The 24,009-nt window shown below is 56.9% G+C and carries 18 protein-coding genes; all 18 read left to right on the top strand.

What is annotated here, in order from left to right; genetic code table 11:
- Positions 1–9: 9 nt before the first annotated feature.
- Positions 10–2,658, top strand: coding sequence for a type VI secretion system ATPase TssH (tssH, locus tag IB250_RS17855; protein ID WP_192345071.1), 2,649 nt, complete (start codon positions 10–12; stop codon positions 2,656–2,658).
- Positions 2,659–2,668: 10 nt separating this feature from the next.
- Positions 2,669–4,186: a sigma-54 interaction domain-containing protein gene (locus tag IB250_RS17850; protein ID WP_192345070.1), complete on the top strand. Its 1,518-nt coding sequence runs from the start codon at positions 2,669–2,671 to the stop codon at positions 4,184–4,186.
- 93 nt (positions 4,187–4,279) lie between these two features.
- The gene (locus tag IB250_RS17845) at positions 4,280–4,420 is read left to right on the top strand and encodes a hypothetical protein (RefSeq protein WP_007894589.1); all 141 of its coding nucleotides are present in this window, start codon (positions 4,280–4,282) and stop codon (positions 4,418–4,420) included.
- Between the two features lie 17 nt (positions 4,421–4,437).
- On the top strand, positions 4,438–5,634 hold the full coding sequence (gene tagH / locus IB250_RS17840; RefSeq protein WP_192345069.1) for a type VI secretion system-associated FHA domain protein TagH: 1,197 nt from the start codon (positions 4,438–4,440) through the stop codon (positions 5,632–5,634).
- A gap of 5 nt (positions 5,635–5,639) precedes the next feature.
- The gene (gene tssJ, locus IB250_RS17835; RefSeq protein ID WP_063342112.1) at positions 5,640–6,140 is read left to right on the top strand and encodes a type VI secretion system lipoprotein TssJ; all 501 of its coding nucleotides are present in this window, start codon (positions 5,640–5,642) and stop codon (positions 6,138–6,140) included.
- Positions 6,141–6,142: 2 nt separating this feature from the next.
- Complete coding sequence (gene tssK, locus IB250_RS17830; protein ID WP_008007641.1) at positions 6,143–7,474, top strand: type VI secretion system baseplate subunit TssK; 1,332 nt, start codon at positions 6,143–6,145, stop codon at positions 7,472–7,474.
- Positions 7,475–7,479: 5 nt separating this feature from the next.
- A complete protein-coding gene (icmH, locus tag IB250_RS17825; protein ID WP_007894606.1) occupies positions 7,480–8,355 on the top strand; it encodes a type IVB secretion system protein IcmH/DotU in 876 nt (291 codons plus the stop codon).
- 13 nt (positions 8,356–8,368) lie between these two features.
- Positions 8,369–11,908, top strand: coding sequence for a type VI secretion system membrane subunit TssM (gene tssM, locus IB250_RS17820; protein WP_192345068.1), 3,540 nt, complete (start codon positions 8,369–8,371; stop codon positions 11,906–11,908).
- Positions 11,908–12,636 (top strand): PP2C family protein-serine/threonine phosphatase, encoded by a 729-nt coding sequence (locus tag IB250_RS17815; RefSeq protein ID WP_192345067.1) that lies wholly within the window; start codon positions 11,908–11,910, stop codon positions 12,634–12,636. Before tssM ends, IB250_RS17815 begins: the two co-directional genes overlap by 1 nt.
- Positions 12,633–13,649: a serine/threonine-protein kinase gene (locus tag IB250_RS17810; RefSeq protein WP_192345066.1), complete on the top strand. Its 1,017-nt coding sequence runs from the start codon at positions 12,633–12,635 to the stop codon at positions 13,647–13,649. Before IB250_RS17815 ends, IB250_RS17810 begins: the two co-directional genes overlap by 4 nt.
- 28 nt (positions 13,650–13,677) lie before the next feature.
- Positions 13,678–15,714, top strand: coding sequence for a type VI secretion system tip protein VgrG (locus IB250_RS17805; protein ID WP_192345065.1), 2,037 nt, complete (start codon positions 13,678–13,680; stop codon positions 15,712–15,714).
- Positions 15,715–15,719: 5 nt separating this feature from the next.
- A complete protein-coding gene (locus IB250_RS17800) occupies positions 15,720–16,739 on the top strand; it encodes a tetratricopeptide repeat protein (RefSeq protein ID WP_192345064.1) in 1,020 nt (339 codons plus the stop codon).
- 18 nt (positions 16,740–16,757) lie between these two features.
- Positions 16,758–19,952 carry a hypothetical protein gene (locus IB250_RS17795; RefSeq protein WP_192345063.1) on the top strand — a complete coding sequence of 1,065 codons (3,195 nt, stop codon included), beginning with the start codon at positions 16,758–16,760 and terminating at the stop codon, positions 19,950–19,952.
- A complete protein-coding gene (locus IB250_RS17790) occupies positions 19,942–20,853 on the top strand; it encodes a tetratricopeptide repeat protein (protein WP_192345062.1) in 912 nt (303 codons plus the stop codon). Before IB250_RS17795 ends, IB250_RS17790 begins: the two co-directional genes overlap by 11 nt.
- Positions 20,854–21,045 carry a hypothetical protein gene (locus tag IB250_RS17785; protein WP_192345061.1) on the top strand — a complete coding sequence of 64 codons (192 nt, stop codon included), beginning with the start codon at positions 20,854–20,856 and terminating at the stop codon, positions 21,043–21,045.
- A gap of 342 nt (positions 21,046–21,387) precedes the next feature.
- Positions 21,388–21,894, top strand: coding sequence for a hypothetical protein (locus IB250_RS17780; RefSeq protein WP_192345060.1), 507 nt, complete (start codon positions 21,388–21,390; stop codon positions 21,892–21,894).
- Between the two features lie 135 nt (positions 21,895–22,029).
- Complete coding sequence (locus IB250_RS17775; RefSeq protein WP_192345258.1) at positions 22,030–22,569, top strand: hypothetical protein; 540 nt, start codon at positions 22,030–22,032, stop codon at positions 22,567–22,569.
- 42 nt (positions 22,570–22,611) lie between these two features.
- Positions 22,612–23,976, top strand: coding sequence for a lysozyme inhibitor LprI family protein (locus tag IB250_RS17770; protein WP_192345059.1), 1,365 nt, complete (start codon positions 22,612–22,614; stop codon positions 23,974–23,976).
- Positions 23,977–24,009: the final 33 nt, after the last annotated feature.

Below are 24,009 nucleotides of genomic sequence, written 5' to 3'. Positions count from 1 at the left end.
AGATGACACATGATCAACGTAGACCTGCAACAACTGATCCAGGCGCTGGACGCCGAAACCCGTCGTGACCTGGAAAGTTCTGCCGAACGCTGCGTCGCCCGTGGCGGCAGCAAGATCCTCGTCGAAGACTTGCTGCTGGGCCTGCTGGAGCGCCCGCAAGGCCTGCTTGCACGGGCGTTGCAGGATGCCGAAGTGGACGCTGGCGAACTGAGCGCCGCGTTGCAATCGCGGGTCGAGCATAGCGCCTCGCGTAACCCGGTGTTCGCCCCGGAACTGGTGCAGTGGCTGCAAGACGCCTTGCTGGTGGCCAACCTCGAATTGGGCCAGAGCCAGGTCGAGCAAGCCGCGTTGATCCTCGCACTGTTGCGCAACCCGATGCGCTATGCCGGCAGCCGTTATCAGTCGTTGCTGGCCAAGCTGAACATCGAGCGCCTGAAAGAATTCGCCCTGTCGCAGAAAGAACAACCGGCCACCGGCAAACCCGCCGTGCCCGGCGAATCGCTGCTGCAGCGCTTCACCCACAACCTGACCCAACAGGCCCGCGACGGAAAACTCGACCCGGTGCTGTGCCGCGATGGCGCGATCCGCCAGATGGTCGACATCCTCGCCCGTCGCCGCAAGAACAATCCGATCGTAGTCGGTGAAGCCGGCGTCGGCAAAACCGCGATCGTCGAAGGCCTGGCCTCGCGCATTGCAGCCGGTGAAGTGCCGCAGGTACTTAAAGGCGTTGAGTTGTTGTCGCTGGACATGGGCCTGTTGCAGGCCGGTGCCAGCGTCAAAGGTGAATTCGAACGTCGCCTCAAAGGCGTGATCGACGAAGTCAAAGCCTCGCCGAAACCGATCATCCTGTTCATCGACGAAGCCCACACCCTGATCGGCGCGGGCGGCAATGCCGGCGGCTCCGACGCGGCCAACCTGCTGAAACCGGCCCTGGCCCGTGGCGAGTTGCGCACCATCGCCGCGACCACGTGGGCGGAGTACAAAAAATACTTCGAGAAAGACCCGGCCCTGGCCCGTCGCTTCCAGCCGGTGCAACTGCACGAACCGACCGTCAGCGAAGCGGTGACCATCCTGCGTGGCCTGGCTCAGGTCTACGAGAAGAGCCACGGCATCTACCTGCGCGACGACGCGGTGGTTGCAGCGGCTGAACTGTCTGCTCGCTATCTCGCTGGCCGTCAGTTACCAGACAAAGCCGTCGACGTGCTCGACACCGCATGCGCCCGCGTGCGCATCAGCCTCGCCGCCGCCCCGGAAAGCCTGGAGCGCTTGCGTGGTGAGCTGGCCGAAGGTGGCCGTCAGCGTCAGGCCCTGCGCCGTGACGCTGAAGCCGGTTTGCTGATTGACCATGAAGCGCTGGACGCTCTGGAAGATCGCCTGGCCGATGCTGAAGACGAAAGGGTCGCCCTCGAAACGCTGTGGACCGAGCAGAAAGCGCTGGCCGAGCGCCTGCTGGAGCTGCGTCAGCAACTGGCCAAGACCCGTGAGGCCGCCGCCGTCGAACCGACCATCACGGTTGAAGAAGACGCCGAAGGCACCGTGATCGAAACCCTGCCAATAGACGAAGCACAAAGCGTCGTGTCCCTGGAAACTGCGCTGAACGAAACCCACCGCGCCCTGACCGAGGCCCAGGTCAAAGAACGTCTGGTGAGTTTCGAAGTCTGCCCGCGTCTGGTGGCCGAAGTGATTAGCGCCTGGACCGGCGTGCCATTGGCGCAACTGGCCCGTGAGCACAACGCCAAGGTCGCGAGTTTCGCCACCGACCTGCGCACGCGCATTCGTGGTCAGGAACAAGCGGTTCATGCCCTCGACCGTTCGATGCGCGCCACCGCCGCTGGCCTGAACAAGCCTGATGCCCCGGTCGGCGTGTTCCTGCTGGTCGGCCCGAGCGGCGTCGGCAAGACCGAAACCGCCCTGGCCCTCGCTGATTTGCTGTACGGCGGCGACCGCTTCATCACCACTATCAACATGTCCGAGTTCCAGGAGAAGCACACCGTCTCACGTCTGATCGGTGCGCCGCCGGGCTACGTCGGTTACGGCGAGGGCGGCATGCTCACCGAAGCCGTGCGGCAGAAACCGTACTCGGTGGTATTGCTCGATGAAGTCGAGAAAGCCGACCCGGACGTGCTCAACCTGTTCTACCAAATCTTCGACAAAGGCGTGGCCAACGACGGGGAAGGGCGCGAGATCGACTTCCGCAACACACTGATCCTGATGACCTCGAACCTGGGCAGCGACCGCATCAGTGAACTCTGCGAAAACGGTGCGCGGCCGACTGCCGAAGTCCTCGAAGAAACCATTCGCCCGGTGCTCAGCAAGCACTTCAAACCGGCGTTGCTGGCGCGGATGCGCGTGGTGCCTTACTACCCGGTCGGTGGCCCGGTGCTGCGCGAGCTGATCGAAATCAAACTCGGCCGTTTGGGCGATCGCCTGAACCGTCGCCAGCTGGATTTCAGCTACTCCCAGGACCTCGTCGATCACCTGGCCGAACGCTGCACCCAAAGCGACAGTGGCGCACGCCTGATCGACCACTTGCTGGACCTGCACGTGCTGCCGCTGGTGGCTGACCGTTTGCTCGATGCCATGGCCACCGGCGAAAGCCTCAAGCGTGTGCACGCGACGCTCGACGGCGACGCCAGCGTGATGTGCGAGTTCGCCTGAGGTGGGTGTGATGTTCACTCAAGTGCCGCAACCGCTGGTCTATGCCGAAGCCTTGCTGGCGCAGTTTGCCAGCCTGTCGCGCGCGGCGGACGGTGCTGCGCTGCTGGGTGACTTCGTGCGCGGTTTGGCCGAGCTCAGCGGTTGCGAGCTGACGCAACTGTACCTGCTGGACGCCACACACACCTGCCTGGGGATGAACGCCGAGTGCCTGAACGGCGTCCTGCAACCCCGAGAAGCGGCGAGCCTGCCGGCGGATTACAACGGTGAACAACTGCTGCAATTCTCCTTATGCCAGAACCGCGTGGTATGCCTCAGCGAGCTGAGCGGCAGCCTGCACGAAACCAGTTTCCTGCCGCTCCAGGCCACGCCTTGGCAGTCGTTGTTGTGCGTGCCGTTGGTCAATCAGCAAAAGGCTGTCGAAGGTTTGTTGCTGTGTGCCAGTCGCCGGCAGATCGACCTGCAAGGCTTTGCTGATTCCCTCGGTCAACTGGGCTCGTTCGTGCTCGGCCAATTGCACTTGCTGCAACGTTTGCGTCGGCCGGCTGGCGATACACGACCGGCGTCGGTCAGCGTCCCGAGCGTCAGCGGTTATGGCTTGATCGGCAAGAGCGCGGCGATGCGCCAGACCTATTCGCTGATCAGCAAAGTTTTGCACAGCCCGTATACCGTGCTGTTGCGCGGCGAAACCGGCACCGGCAAGGAAGTGGTCGCGCGGGCGATTCACGACTGCGGCCCGCGCCGGTCCCAGGCATTCATCGTGCAGAACTGCGCGGCGTTCCCCGAGAACCTGTTGGAAAGCGAGCTGTTCGGCTACCGCAAAGGCGCCTTCACCGGCGCCGACCGCGACCGTGCCGGGCTGTTCGACGCGGCCAATGGCGGCACCTTGTTGCTCGATGAAATCGGCGACATGCCGTTGTCCCTGCAAGCCAAGCTGTTGCGCGTGTTGCAGGAAGGCGAGATCCGCCCGTTGGGTTCCAACGACACCCACAAAATCGACGTGCGCATCATCGCTGCGACTCACCGGGATTTGGCGGTGCTGGTCAGCGAAGGCAAATTCCGCGAGGACTTGTACTACCGCCTTGCGCAATTCCCGATCGAGTTGCCGGCCCTGCGTCAGCGCGAAGGCGACATCCTCGACCTGGCCCGGCACTTCGCCGACAAGGCCTGCGCGTTTTTGCAACGCGATGCCGTGCGTTGGTCCGACGCGGCGCTGGATCACCTGTCCGGTTATGCCTTCCCCGGCAACGTTCGCGAACTCAAAGGTTTGGTCGAACGCGCGGTGCTGTTGTGCGAAGGCGGCGAGTTGCTGGCCGAGCATTTCTCCCTGCGCATGGAAGCCATGCCGGAAGACAACAGTCTGAACCTGCGCGAACGCCTGGAGCAGGTCGAACGCAGTTTGCTGCTCGATTGCCTGCGCAAAAACGACGGCAACCAGACCCTCGCCGCCCGCGAACTCGGATTGCCGCGCCGCACGCTGCTTTATCGCCTTGGGCGCCTGAATATCAATTTGGGTGACTTCGATGGGTAGGCAAAAGACCGTCGATTTCACCTCATTCGCTTCTAACAGCGCCACCCAAACGGGTCGGCGCTTTGCGCTTTGTCTACCCCTGGAGACCCTCTGATGCCTGTTCGTCACTGGCAAGCCGTCCTGCTGACCCTCGTCGTTCTATGCGGCCTTGGCGGCTGTAGCGGCAATTACAAATACAACGACAACACCTATCGCCCATTGGGTGATCCGCAGGCGGTCAATCGCGGCAAGTGACCGCAAGGAGTATCACCATGGAACTGGTTTTCGAAATGCTGAACACCAAGCAGTTCGTGCCCACGGATTTGTGCCAGAAGACCTTCAAGCAGGCCGGTGGCGTGATCGGCCGGGGCGAGGATTGCGACTGGATCATCCCCGACCGCAAGCGTCACCTGTCCAACCACCACGCGTTGATCAGCTACCGCGAAGGCACGTTTTTCCTGACCGACACCAGCAGCAACGGTATCCAGGACAGCGAGAGCGGTGCGCGTCTGCGCAAAGGCGAGTCGATGCGCATCGAGCACGGCAGTGTGTACGTGCTGGGTGACTTCGAGATCCGCGCGCGACTGGTGCGCGACCCGGCGACCTTCGACGTTGAAGTTGGCCGTCCGCAGGCCGCGGGCAGCATCATTCCGGACGATGCCTTCCTTGACCTCGACCCGTTGAATGCCCTCGACCAGCAAGAGCGCGTGTACTCGGAAATCGATGAACTGATTTCCCCGAGCACCACGATCGAAGACACCCGTCAACGCGCCGACTACGCGCGCATCGACATGGAAAGCCTGATGGTGCCGGAGCTGATCGCCGCCCCGGCAGAACCTGCGCCAGCCCCGCCACCCAAAGCGGTCGAGCGTCAGAGCGAAGGTTTCTGGGAACGCTTCGGTGCGGCATTGGGCATGGACCTCAAAGGCCTCGACCACGACGCTCGCGAAGCCCTGGCCCTGAACGCAGCGCGCCTGCTCAAGCAGAGCGTCGGCGGTTTGCAGCAAAGCCTGCGCACCCGCAGCGAACTGAAAAACGAACTGCGCCTGGCTCAAACCACCGTGCAAGGCACTAACAAGAACCCGCTGAAATTTGCCGTCGATGCCGGCGAAGCGCTGGGCATTCTGTTGCAGGGCAACAAGCCGGGCCAGTTGCCGGCCGAGCAAGCGATCTCCCGTGCGTTCCGCGATTTGCAGGCGCATCAGGTGGCGTTGCTGACCGCTAGCCGTGCTGCCGTTCGCGGCACCCTGGAACACTTCTCGCCGCAACAGCTGACCCTGCGTTTCGAGCGCGACAACAAGCCGTTGCTCGCCACCTCCGGCAGTCGCTGGAGAGCCTACGGGCGTTATCACCAGGCTCTGCGTCTGGACGATGACTGGAGCGAGCGCCTGCTGGCCCGCGACTTTGCCCAGGCCTATGAAGAACAGATTCGCCTGATTTCTACCCTTCACACCGACCACCAAGGATGATGCGCATGTCTCGCTGCTCGACCGCTTTTTTCAAGACGCTGACGGCGCTCATTGCCCTCGTGCTGTTGGCCGGATGCTCGTCGTTGTCGCCGTATTCCAAAGTGACCAAAGTCAACCTGAAGCTCACCGGCAGCGATCAGCTGAACCCGGACCTCAACGGGCGTCCGTCGCCGATTGTCGTGCGTCTGTTCGAGCTCAAGCACCCGGTGACGTTCGAGAACGCCGACTTCTTCAGCCTGTACGAACGCGCCAAGGAATCCCTGGTCCCGGACCTGGTGGCCAGCGAAGAACTCGAACTGCGTCCGGGTGAAACCGTCGAGCTCAAGCTCAGCGTGGAGGAGGGCAGCCGTTACGTCGGCGTGCTCGCGGCCTACCGCGACCTGCCGGAAACCAAATGGCGCTACACCGTGCAAATCACTGCGCTGGAAGTCACCGTGGCTGACCTGACCCTCGATCAGGCCGGCATCCGCAATACCCATGAAACGCTCGCCAAGGCGGATGACTGATCATGAATGCGCATAAAGTCATTTGGCAGGAAGGCATGCTGCTGCGTCCGCAGCACTTCCAGCACAACGATCGTTACTACGACCACCAGATGAAGACCCGCACCCAGTTGCTGGGCAGCTACATCTGGGGCTTCCTGAACCTGGAAATCGACTTGCAGTTCCTCAACATGGGCAAACTGGTGATCAGCCAGGCCTCGGGGATTCTGCCGGACGGCAGCCTGTTCGAACTCGGCGGCAACACCGAGCCGTTGGCCCTGGACGTACCGCCGAACACTGGCAACACGCCAATCTATCTGGCGCTGCCACTGGTCACCGGCAACCACATCGAATCTCGCCGCCCGGAGCAGTCCGACGTGCTGGCGCGCTACACCGCGTACGACGCGGAAGTCGCCGACTCCAATGCCGGCGACGACTCCGCCAGCCAGGTCAGCTGCGGTCGTCCGGACTTCAAACTGTTGCTCGGCGAGCAGCAGAGCGACCAGGCCTACGTGAAACTGAAGATCTGCGAAGTGCTCGACACCACGCCCGACGGCGTGATCAGCCTCGACCCCGACTTCGTGCCGACCTACATTCAGGCGCACTCGTCCAGCTACTTGCTGTCGTGCCTCAAAGAAGTCATCAGCATGCTCGGCCACCGGGGCGACACGATTGCCGAGCGGATCAGCTCCAACGGCAAGGTCGGTGGCGCGGAAATCGGCGACTTCATGATGTTGCAACTGATCAACCGCACCGAAATGCTGCTGCGCCATTACCTGGGCCTGGAACAGGTGCACCCGGAAGAGTTGTACCGCACGCTGCTGACCATGCTCGGCGATCTGGCGACGTTTTCCAGCGAGAGCAAACGCCCGCGTCTGGACAGCCGTTACCAGCACAGCGACCAGGGCGCGAGTTTCCGCAAACTGATGGAAGCGATTCGTCAGGTGCTGTCGATGGTGCTTGAACAGCACGCCATCGAGCTGGTGCTGCAAGCGCGTCAGTACGGGATCATCGTGTCGCCCTTGCACGACCACAAACTGCTGGGCTCGGCCTCGTTCGTGCTCGCGGCCAGTGCCAACTGCGACTCCGAAGAACTGCGCCATCGCTTGCCGGCGCACCTCAAGGTCGGCCCGGTGGAGCGCATCCGCCAACTGGTCAACCTGCACCTGCCGGGCATCAAGGTCAAACCGTTGCCGGTGGCCCCACGGCAGATCGCGTTCCACTCCAACAAAACCTATTTCATCCTCGAACTCAGTTCCGAAGACCTGGCGCAACTCGAGCGCTCCGGCGGCTTCGCGTTCCACGTGTCCGGCGAATTCGCCGAGCTTGAACTGAAATTCTGGGCCATCAGGAACTGACCGACATGATCAAGGACATGGAATACAACCAGGACGACAAAACCGTCCTGCTCGACCGCCAGGGGCACGGCCCGGCGTCGAGTCCGCTGACTGACTTCGCTGCACCGCCGCGTTTCGAACAGCTGGAAGAACGGATGATCTACGCCGCGCGCCTGCGCCCGGCCGAAGCGTTCAACATCAGCCTCAATTCGTTGGTGGCAGCTGCTTCCGAGCTGCTATCGGAAGTGGTGCGACTCAAGCACAGCGACACCCGTGAAGACCTGTACGCGCTCAACGAGCGACTGACCGCCGGGCTCAAACTGTTTGAAGTGCGTGCGCTGCATAACGGCGCTGAAAGCAGTCAGGTGATGGCCGCCCGTTACGTGCTCTGCACCGTGGTCGACGAAGCCGTCGTCACCACGCCGTGGGGCAACGAAAGCGAGTGGTCGCAGATGAGCCTGCTCAGCAGCTTCCACAACGAAACCTTCGGTGGCGAGAAGTTCTTCCAGCTGCTGGATCGCCTGTCGAAAAACCCGGTCAAGCACCTGCCAATGCTGGAGCTGATGTACCTGTGCCTGTCCCTCGGTTTCGAAGGCAAGTACCGGGTGCAGGCTCGCGGCATGCTCGAGCTCGAAGGCATCCGCGACGCCTTGTATCGGCAGATTCGGCAACTGCGCGGCGACGTGCCGCGTGAACTGTCGCCGCATTGGGAAGGCTTGAACGATCAGCGCCGCAGCCTGGTGCGCATCGTGCCGGCGTGGATGGTGGTGCTGTTTACCGTGGTCTGCCTGGTGGTGATGTATTCGGGCTTCGCCTGGGTATTGGGCGAGCAACGCGAAACCGTTCTGCAACCTTACCAGCAGCTGGATCCGGCCGCGGTTCAGCCGCAGTCGAAGCCGTAAACAGGGACGTGTGATGAAAAAGTTTTTCAAGAAAGTCGGCGTTTTCCTGCGCCAGACCTGGGTCTGGACCCTGCTGCTGGTGCTCTTTATCGCCCTGCTGGTGTGGTTCGTCGGGCCTCTGCTGGCGGTCAATGACTACAAGTTCTGGGAAGGTTCGACCTCCCGCCTGCTGACCATCAGTGTGCTGTTCCTGATCTGGGGCCTGACCATGGTCTTCGTCAGCTGGCGCGCCGGTGTGCGCAAGAAGGCCATCGAAGAAACCGAAGACGGCCAGGACCGTATCCGCCGTGAAGAGCTGATCGACGAAGAGCAGAAAGAGCTTCGCGTACGCTTCAAGGATGCGTTGAAAACCCTGAAGACCTCGAGCCTCTATCGCGGTCGCAGTGAACGCTGGCGCAGCGATTTGCCGTGGTACTTGCTGATCGGCCCGCAGGGCAGCGGCAAGACCAGCCTGCTGGACTTCTCGGGGCTTGAGTTTCCGATCAACAAGATCGACCGCAAACTCACCCGCGACACCCTCGGCACCCGGCATTGCGACTGGTACTTCGCCGACCACGGCGTGCTGATCGACACCGCCGGGCGTTACCTGACCCAGCCGGATGCGGAAGTCGATGGCAGCGCATGGAGCACCTTGCTCGACCTGCTGCGCAAGCGTCGCCGCAACCGTCCATTGAACGGTGTGTTGGTGACCATCCCGGTGGAAACCCTGCTGGGCGGCAGCGAGCAAGACCTCGACACCCTGGCCCGCCAGGTGCGTGCGCGTCTGCAAGACGTGCATCAGAAACTGCACGTCGACGTGCCGATTTATCTGGTGCTGAGCAAGGCCGACCGCCTGCTCGGTTTCGACGAGTTCTTCGATCAACTGACCCGCGAAGAAAGCGATCAGGTGCTCGGCACCAGCTTCCGCAAAGAGCAGAGCGGCACTGACGTGGCTGTGCTGCGCGCCGAGTTCGAAGAGCTGCTGCGTCGCCTCAACAGCCAGGTGATCATGCGCATGCACCAGGAGCGCGACACCCAGCGCCGTGGTCGCATCCTCGACTTCCCGCATCAACTGGGGCAAATCGGCGAGCGTCTGTGCCTGTTCGTCGACATGGCGTTCACCGGCAACCGCTACCAGCGTGTCAGCCAGTTGCGCGGTTTCTACCTGATCAGCGCACCGCACCTGACCGAACAGATGGATCAGACCACCGCCAGCATCGGCGCCAACCTGGGCATGAACGCTGGCATGCTGCCGACCCTGCGCAGCGGCCGTTCGCGGTTCATTCACCATTTGCTCAGCCGGGTGATTTTCCCCGAGGCCGATCTGGCCGGTCTGGACAAGCGCGAGCGCAGCCGCATCCATTGGGGCCAACGTGCGCTGTACGTCGGCGCACTGGCGGCGCTGGCGCTGTTCGGCATGTTGTGGGCCGGTGGTTTCTCGGCCAACTACGAGCGTCTGGAAAACCTGCGCTCACTGGCGCAAACCTGGAATCAGCAACGCTCGGCCCTGACTGCACGCGATGATTCCATGGCGGTGCTCAAGACCCTCGACACCCGCTACGCGGCGACCCAGGTCTTCCCGAACAAAGGTGACGTGTCGTACCACGAACGCGGTGGCCTGTACCAAGGCGAAGACGTCAATACGGTGGTCAAGAGCGCCTACGAGCGTGAGCTTGAAGCGCAATTGTTGCCACGGGTCGCGACGCTGCTGGAAGGGCAGATCCGCGCCAACATGAAGGACCGCGAACGCCTGCTCAACAGCCTGCGTGCGTATCTGATGCTGAACATGAAGGATCGCCGCGATGCTACGTGGCTCAAGGATTGGGTCGCTACTGACTGGTCCTTGCGCTACGCCGGCAACACCGCAGTGCAGAACGGCTTGAACACCCACTTCGAGCGCTTGCTCAAGCAGCCGTTTATCTACCCGCTGAACGAGCAACTGGTGGCGCAGGCGCGTCAGGTGCTGCGTAGCGAGTCGCTGGCCAACGTGGTTTACCGGATGCTGCGCGAGCAGGCTCGCAACCTGCCGGAATACCGTCTGAGCCAACACATCGGCCCGCAGGGTTCGTTGTTTGTCGGCACCGATTACGTGATTCCGGGGTTCTACACCCAGCAAGGTTATCAGCAGTACTTCTCGGTCCAGGGTTCGGCGCTGGTCACCGATATCCTGCGTGACAACTGGGTACTGGGCGAAGGTTCGGGCATCAGCGGTATGGACTTGCGTCGCCTGATGGTCGAGCTGGAGCAGCTGTATTTTCGCGACTACGCCAACTTCTGGAGCGAAGCTGTGGGCCAGGTGGCACTGCCCGCGATCAGCGATTTCAGTGAGGGTGCCGAGCAACTGGCGGGCCTGACGTCGGCCAATTCTCCGGTGCTGCAACTGCTGGTGGAAGTGCGCGAGAACACCCGGTTCCCAGCGGAAGCCGAACCGGTTGATGAAGCTGCGGATGCCGCTGCAAAACTGGGCGAGCAGAAGGGCAAGCTCGGCAAGTTGGGCAAACTGGCGTCGGCCGCAGCGGATGCGGCGTCTGACATGGCCGCGACCAAAAACCTGCCCGACACCGCGAAGAAATCACTGCAACGTCGCTTCGAACCGCTGCATCGTTTGCTGGACGACAACAACGGCCCGGCCGCTGATTTGACCCCGGCACTGACAGCACTCAACGACCTGCAACTGCAACTGTCGAGCCTGGCCCGTGCCAGCGCGCCGGAACAGGCTGCGTTCGAAATGGCCAAGACCCGCATGAGCGGCCAGCGTGATGCGCTGAGTAACTTGCGCAATGCCTCGAACCGTCTGCCGCGCCCTGTCAGCGTGTGGTTCAACGTGCTGGCCGAAGACACCTGGCGTCTGGTACTCAACGATTCCTACCAGTACCTGAACCAGCGTTATCAGAGCGAGCTGTACAGCTTCTACGGCAAGGCGATCAACAAGCGTTACCCGTTCAGCGCCCACAGCACCAGCGACGTTGCGATCAGCGACTTCCGCGAGTTCTTCAAGGCCCAGGGCATCGCCGACCGCTTCTTCGACAACTACATGCGTCCGTTCGTGAGTGGCGATCCAGGCAACTACCGCCTGCGCAGCATTGACGGTCACAGCATGCCGATCTCCAAGGTCTACCTCGACCAGATGGCCGCGGCACAAGTGATCCGCCAGAGCTTCTTCGCCAGCAACCCGGCCGAGCCGCAAGTGCAGTTCAAACTGGAGCCGTACACCCTCGACCCGGCCGTCAGCCGTTCCGAGTTCAAGTTTGGCGACAAGACCATCGAATACCGCCACGGCCCGATCGTGCCGGTGTCCTTCAAATGGCCGACCGACGCTGAAGACGGTCGCACCAGTCTGGTCCTCGACAAAATGGCCGGCCGCCCGATCGGCATCGAGAAGAACTCCGGCCCATGGTCGCTGTTCCGTCTGTTCGATCTGATGCAGACCGAATACCTGACCGGCCGTGACGTGCTGGTGCTCAAGGCTGACGTGGGTGGCCTGCGCGCCAACTACTTGCTGTCGAGCCAGCGCACGCCGAACCCGTTCGACATGGGCGTGCTGCGTACTTTCCGTATGCCGGTGCAGCTCTGATGCTGGTTGCCAGTCCCTGGCGCAGCGCTGCGCGTACCGATCCGGGCAAGGTTCGGGCGCGCAACGAAGATGCTTTTCTCGACTGTCCACAGCAGGGGCTGTGGGTGGTCGCGGACGGCATGGGCGGTCATCAGGGTGGCGACATCGCCAGCCAGTTGATCGTAGCCAGCCTGGCGGAATTGCCGGTGCAGGACGACTTCGACGAACGACTCAAAGGGGTTCGCCAGTGCCTGCACTGGCTCAACCGCCGCTTGGGTCAGGAGTTGACCGTCACCGCCGGGCGCCACGACAGCATCATGGGCAGCACCGTGGTGGCGCTGCTGGTGGAAGGCAATCGCGCGGCCTGCATCTGGGCCGGCGACAGCCGCTGCTATCTGTGGCGCGGCCAGCGTTTATATCAGCTGTCCAAGGACCATTCGCTGCAACAACAACTGATCGACGAGCAGAACATGAGCGTCGAGCAAGCCCAGGCTCATCCGGCCGCCCATGCCCTGACCCGTGCGGTCGGGGCTGCCGAGCAGCTGACCCTGGACGTGCTCGAACTCGAGGTCTATCCCGGCGATGCGTTTCTGCTGTGCAGCGACGGTTTGTATCAAGGGCTGACTAGCGATGCCCTGGGCAACGCCCTGAGCCTGACCGCGCCGCACGTTGCGCTGGAACGTCTGTTCGACGGCGCGCTGCGTGGCTCGGCCCGGGATAATCTGACTGCCGTGGTGATCCGCCAATGACTGAACTCATGCCGCTGATCGACGACCTGCTGGTGACCGAGGAAGAAGCCAATAACCTGACTTACTTCGCCTTCGCCACGCCTCTAAACGCAAAGCCGCATCAGGCCGAGCCTGCGCTGATGCCGACCCGGGCCAGTATCGGCGAACTGCCGGACGTGCTGGCGGGACGTTACCGTATCGAGCGCCTGCTCGGTGCCGGTGGCATGGGCGCGGTTTACCGCGCACGGGACTTGCTGAGCGAACAGTTCGGCGATCCCGATCCTTACATCGCGCTGAAAATCCTCAGCGAAGAATTTGCCGAATCGCCGGACGCCAGCGCCTTGCTCTACAGCGAGTTCGCCCTGACCCGACGACTGCGCCACAACAACGTGCTGCGACCGCACACCTTCGAAGTGGACACCGACTGCCAGCGCGCCTTCATCACCATGGAACTCATGCGTGGGCTGACCCTGGACAAATTACTCTGCGAGCGGCCCCTGGGCCTGCCGTGGATAGAACTGCGCGACATCGCGCTGCCGCTGCTCGACGCGCTGGCCTACGCTCACGCTCGCGGTGTGCTGCACGGCGACATGAAGCCGAGCAACGTGATGCTCAGCGAAGAGGGCGTGCGCCTGTTCGACTTCGGCCTCGGCCAGGCGCAAGAGGGCATCTTGCCCGGCCTGCCACACCTGAGCCGCAACCGCTTCAACGCCTGGACCCCCGGCTACGCCGCCCCCGAACTGCTCGAAGGCCAACCGCTGTCGGCCAGCGCGGACGTGTACGGCGTGGCCTGCGTGATCTACGAACTGGCGGGCGGCAAACACCCGTTCCGCCGCTTGCCCTCGACCGAGGCCCGCGACGGGCACCTCGAGCGCGAGCTGCAGGCTCCGCGGAACCTACCGAAACACTGCTGGCCAGCGCTGCGCACCGCGCTGAGTTTCAACGCGGCAGAACGCAGCATCACTGCCACCCAATTGCGTGACGCCTGGGGCGCCACTTCGTCCTGGCTACAACGTCTGCGACTTGGGGCGTAACGGATGACATTCGAACAGGGAGCACTTTATGTTCAACCCAGCTAACGAAACGCACTTCAGCCTGACCGTCGAAGACTATGCAGGCGACCTGCAAGTGCTGTCGTTCACCGGCACCGAAGGCATCAGCCAGCCGTATCGCTTCGACCTGGAACTGGTCAGCGAAAACCCGGACCTGGACCTGGAAAAGCTCCTGCACAAGCAGGCGTTCCTCGCATTCGACCCGAAAGGCAGTGGCATCCACGGCCAGATCTACCGCGTAGCCCAAGGCGATGCCGGCAAGCGCCTGACCCGCTACAAAGTCTCCCTGGTGCCGCAGCTGCAATACCTGCATCATCGCACCAACCAGCGCATCTACCAGCAGATGTCGGCGCCGAAAATCATCGCGCTGATCCTCGAAGAACACGGCATCAAAGGCAACGCCTACCGCTTCCAGCTGAACACCCCGTGCCCGGACCGCGACTACTGCGTGCAATACGACGAAACCGACCTGCACTTCGTCCAGCGCCTGTGCGAAGAAGAAGGCATTCACTACCACTTCCAGCACAGCGAAAAAGCCCACCTGCTGGTGTTCGGCGACGACCAGACCGTGTTCCCCAAACTCGGCCAGCCAACGGCTTATGTACAAGGCAGCGGCATGGTCGCCGATGAACCGGTAATCAAAGGCTTCAAACTGCGCCTGGAAACCCGCACCGGCCGCGTCACCCGCCGCGACTACGACTTCGAAAAACCCAACCTGCGACTCGAAGCCGGCTATAAACCCGACGGCGAAAGCACCGAACCGGACCTCGAAGACTACGACTACCCCGGCCGCTTCCTCGACCGCGCCCGCGGCAAGTTCCTCAGCCAACGCGCCCTCGAACGCCACCGCGCCGACTACCAGCAAGCCGAAAGCCATGGCGACCAGACCACCCTCGCCAGCGGCCACTTCCTGGAAATCTCCGATCACCCGCGCACCGAGTGGAACGACCTCTGGCTACTCACCGAAATCGTCCACGAAGGCAAACAGCCGCAAGTGCTCGAAGAGTCCGTGACCAGCGACACCACCAACAACAAAGACGACTTCCACCAGGGCTACCGCAACCGCTTCCTCGCCACCCCGTGGAACGTCTTCTACCGCCCCGCCCTGGAACACCCCAAACCCCGCGTCCTCGGCAGCCAGACCGCCATGGTCACCGGCCCCAAAGGCGAAGAAATCCACTGCGACCAATACGGCCGCATCAAAGTGCAATTCCACTGGGACCGCGAAGGGTTGGCTGATGACAAAACCAGTTGCTGGATGCGCGTCTCTTCGAGCTGGGCCGGCGACCGCTACGGCGCCATCGCCATCCCGCGCATCGGCATGGAAGTGCTGGTGACCTTCCTCGAAGGCGACCCCGACCAACCGCTGGTGACCGGTTGCCTGTACCACAAGGAAAACCAGGTTCCCTACGACTTGCCAGCGAACAAAACCCGCACCGTATTCAAAACCCTCAGCTCACCGGGTGGCGGTGGGTACAACGAACTGCGGATTGAAGACAAGAAGGGCGCAGAGCAGATCTTTATTCATGCCCAGCGGGATTGGGATGAAAACATTGAGCACGACCAGAAGATTCGCGTGGGGAATGAACGCCACGACACGGTGGTGAAGAACACCTACACCGAGCTGAAGGCTGAAGAACATCGGACCACGATTGCGGATCGCAAGAGTGAAGTGCGGGTGGATGATCACCTGACGGTTGGGCAGAACCAGCATGTGAAGTTGGGGACTGCGCAGCTGACCAGTGCGGGGAAAGAGATTCACCTGAAGGCTGGGGACAAGATTGTTATCGAAGCCGGGATGGAGCTCACGGTTAAGGCCGGTGGGAGTTTTATCAAGCTCGATGCGGGTGGTGTGACGGTTGTTGGGCCGGTGGTGAAGATTAATGCCGGTGGCTCGGCGGGGAGTGGGACCGGGATTGGGATTAAGCCACCGGTGCTGCCGGGGGCTGCGGATAAGGATAAGGCGGGGAGTTTGATGGATCAGGCGGTGGGGAATGCTCCGCCTGAGAAGGTTAAACCGAAGGCTTTTTTTGTGTTTTCTGAGTGATCGACATGAATGGTGTGTTGAAGAAGAGCAATGGCTTCGCTGTAGCGGTTTTCAGTGTGTCGCTGCTGAGCCTGTTTCATAGCAGCGTTTATGCGGATGAGTGCCCGTCTGAGGATTTTGCCCAATTCCTTCCGGCGTTCTCTGCGAATGCTGAAACCCAGCAGCGGTTGACTGCGATGACGGTGAAGTCGCTGGTTTTGAAACCGGTGGGAGAACATGGGGTTTTTGAGCCGCAAACGACGGGAGTCAACAGTTCCAATTTGGCGTTTCCGCTAATGGCGCCCGTAGCCACAGACAAGACAGAAGGTGTCGAAGTCGAAGCGATCGACGACAGTCACTTCAATGTTGTGGATAAGCGGGCGGGTAACAGCAACATCAATATCTTCAATTTTTCTCGGCAGGCGTGTTGGGTCTTGGAGGGAGTTGAGGATTGGTCGATTAGTGAGAAAGATCTCGTAGTGGCGAGCAATCCTCACATGAGCGAGGCAGAGAGCTTTTGCTTTCAACGTGCGGAAGCCTTTAGAGGTTTGGGAGGGCTGGAGCAGTACCGACTCACGGGGGAGTTGTTTGAAGCCTCTCTGGAAAACTATCTATGCGCTGCAGCTTCCGGCGATCCTCAAGCCAGTTTGAATGCTGCAAGTTTGAGTCTTTCCGGTATGGCGCCGCAGTTAAAAAACGAGAAGGTTGAGCAGCTATTCAAGGCAGCAGCAACCACCTTGCCGGAGGGGGCAATGAGTCTTTCGTTATTTTATTGCGTTGGTAACAACATTTCCTCTGACGGCCCTTGCCAGCATCCAGCACAGGCTGAAGAAGCGCTGACGCACGCTGCCCGTATGGGAAGTGCCTTCGCGACAAATGCACTCGGGCGTGCCTTTGAAACGGGAGAATTGGTTACAAAGGACATGTCCAGGGCGGTTGCTTGCTACCAACTCGCTGCCAAACAAGGCAGTAAAGGGGCTATCGCACATCTGGACCGCTTGAATAAGCAGCCAGCCGGAACTTTCAAAGCCAGCTATTGCTATTGATTATTGCAGGAAGCAGAAATGACAGAGCCACTTGATTTTTCGAGCAACTATACCAGCGCTAATTATATATATAAGGAGGGAGGGAACGGTTTTGACGTTGAGAATGGAAAAAAAATTGTCGACTGCTCTCATATGGTTAATTTGCTGCTCACAAGTGCCGGCTACGAAGTACCTTATCAGAATACAGCGGCTCTCAATGGCGGGGAGGCCCTTCAATACTATGATGTGATTAGCCCTGCTAATGTAAAGCGTGGAGATATCGTCCTCTGGATTAACGCAACGTCCAATCATGAAAATAAGACGTTAAATCATACGGGGATTGTCGAGTTTTATGACAGCACATTAGACTCTGAGTTTGGCAAGTTCTTTGGGGCACAAAGTTCTGGTCCAGCCACTGCACCATTCGGTGCTTTTGGGAAAGCCTGGTATTGGCCAGTTCCAACAAAGTTTTTGAGAGTTAAAGAGTCGACAAGGACGGGGGGGAATCCAACTCCGACACCTGCACCTGCACCTGCACCTGCACCTGCACCTGCACCCGCTCCAGCGACATCGCCGTTAATGAACTTCCAATATCCTTTTAGAAAGGCTGACGGAAAACAGTTCACTGATGCTGAGGAAGTCTACAAAGCACTTGAGGGTGAAAAGTCAGGCCATTACCTGCTGGGGAGCAACAAATTTTGGCATGGCGGCATCCACATCAGCGATGCAAGTGCCCCACAATGCGTACTGAATGAGCCGATACGCTGCATGGCCGATGGCGAAGTCGTTGCGTATCGCCTTAACGAGGATTATTTGGAGTCGACCTTCGGTGACAACGAGAAAAAGCTGAAATATTCCAACTCCTTCTGCCTGGTGCGTCACGAGTACAAGTCGGCACCCAATCCGGAAGATGGGCCAAACAAAGGTAAGCAAAACAAGCTGAATTTCTACAGCTTGTATATGCATCTTTTGCCCTTTAAGCGCTACCCGTTAGCCGAGGATGAAAAACCCAATCCTGTAGTGACCATGACGGTAAGCGATTTCAAAGCGTACGATGATTTTCCCGCATCGAGTAACTTCCCGTATCCCGGTAAGTTAACGAAACACACTAAACTTGAGGTGCTGGATAGGAGAGCGGTCGGGAGCGTTACCTATGCCAAAGGAAAAATCCTTTCTGGTAGTGTAAAACACGGGGCAAGTAAAGTTCGCGAAGTCGGTCAAGAGGTTTGGTTTGCTTATTTGGAGAATGATGCTCCATATCAGAACTCCAACCACAAGGCTATTTGGGTAGCTGACGCTATTCCTGAGCGTGCCAGGCCAAAGTATTGGCAAGGGAAGGTAAAAGCTAAAACGACTCAACGTTTAGCTATGTACGGTGCACCAGCAAACCCTACGAATGGGCAACCTGCAGGTGCTCGCATTGAAAATAATCGAGAGATAACGGTCGATAGCACCATCGAGTTCGATAGCAAAGACGTTTTGAATCTGGTTGTCGACAATAAACTGCGGCGTATGGCCCCATGTACACCGTTGGACGCTAGCATATGGACAGGTACGGGGAGCGTACCGTCAAATTTCTGGGCCATTGTCGAAAGCGATCCTGAAAGTCAGTACGTACGGTGGGAAACGGTAACTCCTACAGAATTTGATGTTGTATCAACAAGCATCGGCATCAAGGCTGGCGACCCGATTGGTTACTTGGGTAAAACTGAAAACCTCGTCAATGAGCAAGGTCAGACAGACAGTAAATTCCAGGTTCACGTGGAGATGTTCACCGCCGAGGCTGATGTCAAAAACTTTCTCGACAACCTCGCTGGCTTGAAGCTTGGCAAGCAGTACCTGTATTTACCAATTGGAACCAAGCTAAAGAAAAAATTGCCTGCTACTGGCACCAGCGATCCAATCAAGAATGAGCATGCGATTGACTTCAACAAGGCTCCTGTTATCAAGGAGGGCAACGAGGATTGGTATGACATCAGTGTTGTTGAGGGTGATCAAACTATTTCTGGACTGATCAGAAAGGCTGGCGCTGAAATTATCACTCAGCATGACTGGACGAAGTTGGGCTTTCAGGTAGTTGAGGAGTCCAACGCCACGGCGGATGGCTTTCTCGATCCCGAAGACATGCCGCAGTTCTTCAAGGATCTTTTCAAAAAAATCGATAAAAATAACGATGGTGACGTTGATCCAGAAGAGCTCGCCGACGCATTGAAGAATGCTGACACTAGAGGTCAGTGGGCGAAACTAATTGCCCATCATCCAACCGAGTGGAAGTTCACAGCAGATTCTGCGAAATGGAGTAAGTTAGACAAAATACTGGAAGCAGTTCCAAAAATGTTGAAGCACGAAAAAGAAAGAATAACTAATTACATTTTTTGGGAAGAACTTGCCGGCAAGGCAGTCATGAGTTCGGATGTGATTTGGCATTTTCATCCGATTAGCTTCGTAGACAATTTTCTATCATCTGTATGTATTCCTTTGGAGAAGGCGCAAGAAATTGCCCTTCTGGTTTCTTCCGGCTATGAGGGCTCAACCTCAAACACGCTGGATTACGAGGCCGTGGCTGGTAACTTTGATGGTCAAGGCGTGTCTTTTGGCATAATTCAGTGGAATTTCGGGCAAGGTACACTTGGGCCATTATTGCTGGCGATGAGGTCGGAGAATCAAGCCAAGTTTGATAGCTGTTTTGACGCCAATATGAACTTTCAGACTTTGCTTAATGCGATAAATGCTGCGAGCATCCCTTCTCAGATGAATTGGGCTACAGGTGTAGCTGCTAGCAATCCTAACTGGAAGTCCGCCTTTAGGAAAGTTGGTGAAGTGGAGGAGTTCCGGAAAATACAGTTGAAATTTGCGGCTCATTACAATGAGAATATTAAATCGTGCCTTACATTAATGCGAGAGCTTGCCCCGCATTTAATGGTGAAAGTTCAGTTGAGGACGTATTGTGCTTTGTTTGATTTGTGTGTGCAGCAAAATAATCTAAATAGCGCTAAGGAATTAATTCAGACGGAGTTCCCAACTGCCCAAATTACAAGTCAGAAAGAGCTTCTTGTATTTGTATGTAAGAAGCGTGCTGAAAAAGCCTTAACTGCTTGGAGGTCCGACGCCTTTAGTCGCCGAATGGGAATAATTCAAGGGCAAGCATACACTGCGACAATGAATGGTATAACTAAAACTAGAAGTAATTCAAATTACGGTTTGATAATAGAAGGAGACGTGTGTGAAATTTAATAATTTTTATTTTCTGGGGGGGCTGGTTTTTGCGGCTTCCTCTTTGGTTGCTGCCCAAGACTTGGTTTGTGATTCTGATAGTAATGTGTGCACAGTTGTGGTTGCCGAAAATTATTGTGGGGCAGGCGAGACGGCGAAAACTAAGTGGGATATACGTACTGGGGAATATATTTTAAGTTGTGAGTGCAATTGCACTTCCCAGGAGAATACGTTCTGGTTTGTTTCTGGTGTCAATAAGGAATCTGTGAAAAAAATTGAAACCAGTAAGATAGTAAGTACTATCGACTTAAGAAAAAATAAGGATGGGGTCCGAGATATTTTTGGTTTGGTTCCTTATTGCACGACTCTGCATGCGGGCTCAGATAAGCTAGTTAGCTTGCAAAAAATTCCAAGCGCGGATAATTCCCCATATCCTTATTGCTATGAGGTTGATGGGTCGGTTCCATCAGAGCTTTGTTCTACGTCGGAATGCAAGGGTAAGAAGGAGCTGGTTACAAAAGTCACCAGCTCTATAAAGGCTGAGACTCTAATTGAGTTCAAAAACGCTACTGCGAGACTTTACAAGGACAAAGTGCGCTTCCAGGACTTTCCTAAACGGGTATTCGTGGAAAGGTACATTGCTGAGTATGCGTATTCAGTGATCAATCAGCAATCGTACAATGATATCGCATACTATTGGCAACAGGCGGGCTTTAATGAAGATGCTATTTGGTTGCTTGAAAAGGTGATATCGAATAGTCCTGAGCGTACAGTTGCCTACCTTAATATAGCCGATGCGTACTGGTCGAAAGGGGATAAGCAGAAGGCATCTGCCAACTATAAAAAGTATGCCGATCTGATGGTGTCATCAGGTAAGCAGAAAAAAATTCCTGAGCGTGTTAACGAACGAAGTAGACTATAAATGAACAGCCACGGATTTTTGGCGATATTAAATAAGTCCGACTTTGATCGAAAATTGAAAGCGAAAGGGGCTGGAGTGAAAAGGAGCGAAAAGGGAACGAGCGAAAAGGGAACGGATTTATTTTTGTGTTTTGTGAAAGGTGGTCACGCCTATTTATCGGGCTTGGTAACCGCAACGGAACTCGATAAATAGATCTGTCCCGATTGTTTTTAAAAATCGGGCCAATAGAACAAGCGATCCTGTAGCTGCGAATGTTGTATGGCGAGTGGATGTGTGCGAGGACTTTAACTGGAAAACACATCAGTGTAACGTTTCTCTCCGTGCGGAGAATAGGCTGAGCAATCCGACACTAGACCTAGTGGGGCGTCATGTGAATACAGGTAAGCCAACTACAACTATACGTATGAATGGATTACCTGAAAGAAGGGATGCTTTTACTAACGTACAGGCTATACTGTCGGATCTACTATATTCAAGTCCGGAGCCTGGAGAGTTGCCTGCATCAATTCCTTCCTTTATTAAGAGGCAGAAACAGTGATTAAGGTCGCAGCTTTGTATTTGTTGTCCTCATTTTTGCTGGCGCACGCCGGAGAGGGTCTAATTGTTGAAAGCAACGGCTGTATGATGAAAGTGAGGGATTTCTCTGGTTTCTCATCTGGGAAGACAAGTGAAGGTGAGACCATTGTCAAATACAAATATAAAGACGGTAGGGTGCGGGATATTAAAATCGGCTGCGAAGATATGACTTTGGCGGATGCAATATCTGGCGATTATGTGCAAGAAAAAGATGGATTGAAAGTTGGCACTGGATCGCATCCACTATCAAAAGCAAGACTGTACTCTGGTAGCAATTGGTCTGGAGTAGAGGGTGTGTATTTTTTAGGTGCCGTTTGTTTTACCACCTCATTTGAGGCAGGCAAGAATCATGTATTTTTTATAGAAACATGTGGCGAGGAAAAGGACACGAATGAGGTGAGGAAAAGCTTTCTGTCGCTGCTTAAGCATGCTGAAACGTATTACGTTGAACCTAGTGATAAATAACTGCAACGCAGGGGCGCAAATCTATTTTTGCTGTTAGGTATAAATATATCTGTCCCCTTTCCTCTGTAATCCACTCACGCGTTTGGTTTCCATTATTTGTTGTTAATCCTTTTTTTGTTTAAGCAGGTTGTTGTGATGCGTAAATTTTGTTTTTCATTATTGGTGTTTATTCTCTGTAGGGTCTCCGTGGCTCAGGACGATAGCTTCTATCTGCGGGGGGCAGTAGTAGATGGACCATATACAACAACTGTTGTAGAAAATGCGGAGTTATCGGTTTTGGAAACGGGAGATGCAGAGTATCCCGTGTCTTTAGTCCTCGATGTAAAAAACAGCGATGGGGTATTGGCCAGACAGCTAGTTGATAAATATGATGTTGCTGGTTCGCCGCCTAAGGTCGAATCGATATTTTTTTATCCGGTCCAGGATGTAAAGAATGTCTTTGTTTTGGTTTCTTGGGAACTTAACCATAGAGGCATTGGCACCTACGGTACTCTGTATCAGATCTATGCTTATGCACGAAGTAGTAGTGGTAGGCTGATCTCCAATCAATTGATTCAGGCTAATAGGTACTTGAGCGGGATCGATGGCTTTAGTGAGGGTGTGCCACAAACGTTTGCTTATAAAGATGCGGCCTCAATAAAGGCATATGTAAAGAAGCACCTTAATACGCCATAACCCCTTACGAAGGGTGTGTAAAAAACTACAAGGATGATTGGGATGAATCAGTTTATCGGGCTCATTGTTGGAGCAATGTTTAGTGGCCTGCTAGGTTGGCCCACTGCGTTTGCGCAGGATGATTGCAACGAGATCACCATAAGCGAGCAAATTGACAGGTGTTCTGATGTCGCGAAGAACGATGCCGATTCTCAGTTGAATACGAGTTACCACCAGTTGATGGCTCGACTCGAAGCGCAGTATCGAGTCGAACCCGACACTGGGGCGGCGTATACGGCGAAGGTCAAAGAAGCACAGCGTGTGTGGATAAAATTGCGCGATGCGAATTGTCCGCTCGAAGCGTTTGAGATTAAGCCTGGCACGTCCGCCTATGTGGCGACGGTGAACAATTGCATCGCAAGAATGAGCCGCGAGCGTACAGTTTTTCTGGACAATATTGCGCCCGACATCGTGAGTGGTTCAGCTGTTGGGCGAAGGTCAGACGTCTCGTGTCCATCCCAGAACTTTGCCCAGTTTCTGCCGGCGTTCTCCGCCAATACTGAGTCCCAGAAGCGCCTCACTGCGCTGGCGGTGAAGATACTGGTGTTGAAGCGGACAGAAGACCCGGGCCGATTTGTACCTCTTATTACTGCGGAGACAGGCTCCGGTTTAGCGTTTCCGTTGATGGCTGCGATGGGGGAAGGTAAGACTGAAGGGATTGAGATCGAACCAGTCGACGACCGTCACGTTAACGTTGTGGATAAACGAGCAGGTAACAGCAACATCAAGATTTTTAACTTTTCTAGAAAGGCATGCTGGGCGCTTGTGGGTGTTGAAGATTGGTCGATCAGCGAGAAAGAGCTTGTCGCATCCAGTAAGCCAGGAATGAGCCGCGCCGAGAACTTCTGTTATCAGCGTGCTGAGGGCTTGGGTGGGTTAGGGTCTTTTGAGCAATACCGTCTGACTAAGGAGTTGTTTGAAGCGTCCTTGGAGAACTATGTCTGTGCTGCAGAGTCGGGTGATCCACAGGCAAGTCTGTCGGCGGCAAGCTTGAGTCTTTCGCAGATGGCACCTCAGTTGGAAACCAGCAAGCTTGAGGCTCTGTTTAAAGCGGCATCGACGACACCGAGCGGCGCGTTGGGTTATGCCACTTATTTTTGTAACGGTAATTCCACCGACTATAACGGCCCTTGCCTGCACCCCGAGCAGGCAGAAAGGGAAGTTATTCGCGCGGTTTCCATGGGATCCACAGAGGCGATTAACTATCTGGCTTCTTCTTTTGAGAGTGGCGAGTTGGGAACGAAGGATATGTCCCGGGCGTTGGCCTGTTATCAGTTGTCAGCTGACAAAGGTAGCCCGCAGGGTAGCGACAGCGTGAAGCGGTTGGTTTCGCAAGGCTCAGCCATAAAGGCTAGCCACTGTCTGTGAATTTCGCTGGGCAGATATAAACGTTGAAGAAGG

Source organism: Pseudomonas sp. PDM09, assembly GCF_014852305.1.
Taxonomy (GTDB): domain Bacteria; phylum Pseudomonadota; class Gammaproteobacteria; order Pseudomonadales; family Pseudomonadaceae; genus Aquipseudomonas.
The sequence above is the reverse complement of the archived record's forward strand: the minus strand, read 5'-3'. Positions and strand labels throughout refer to the sequence as shown.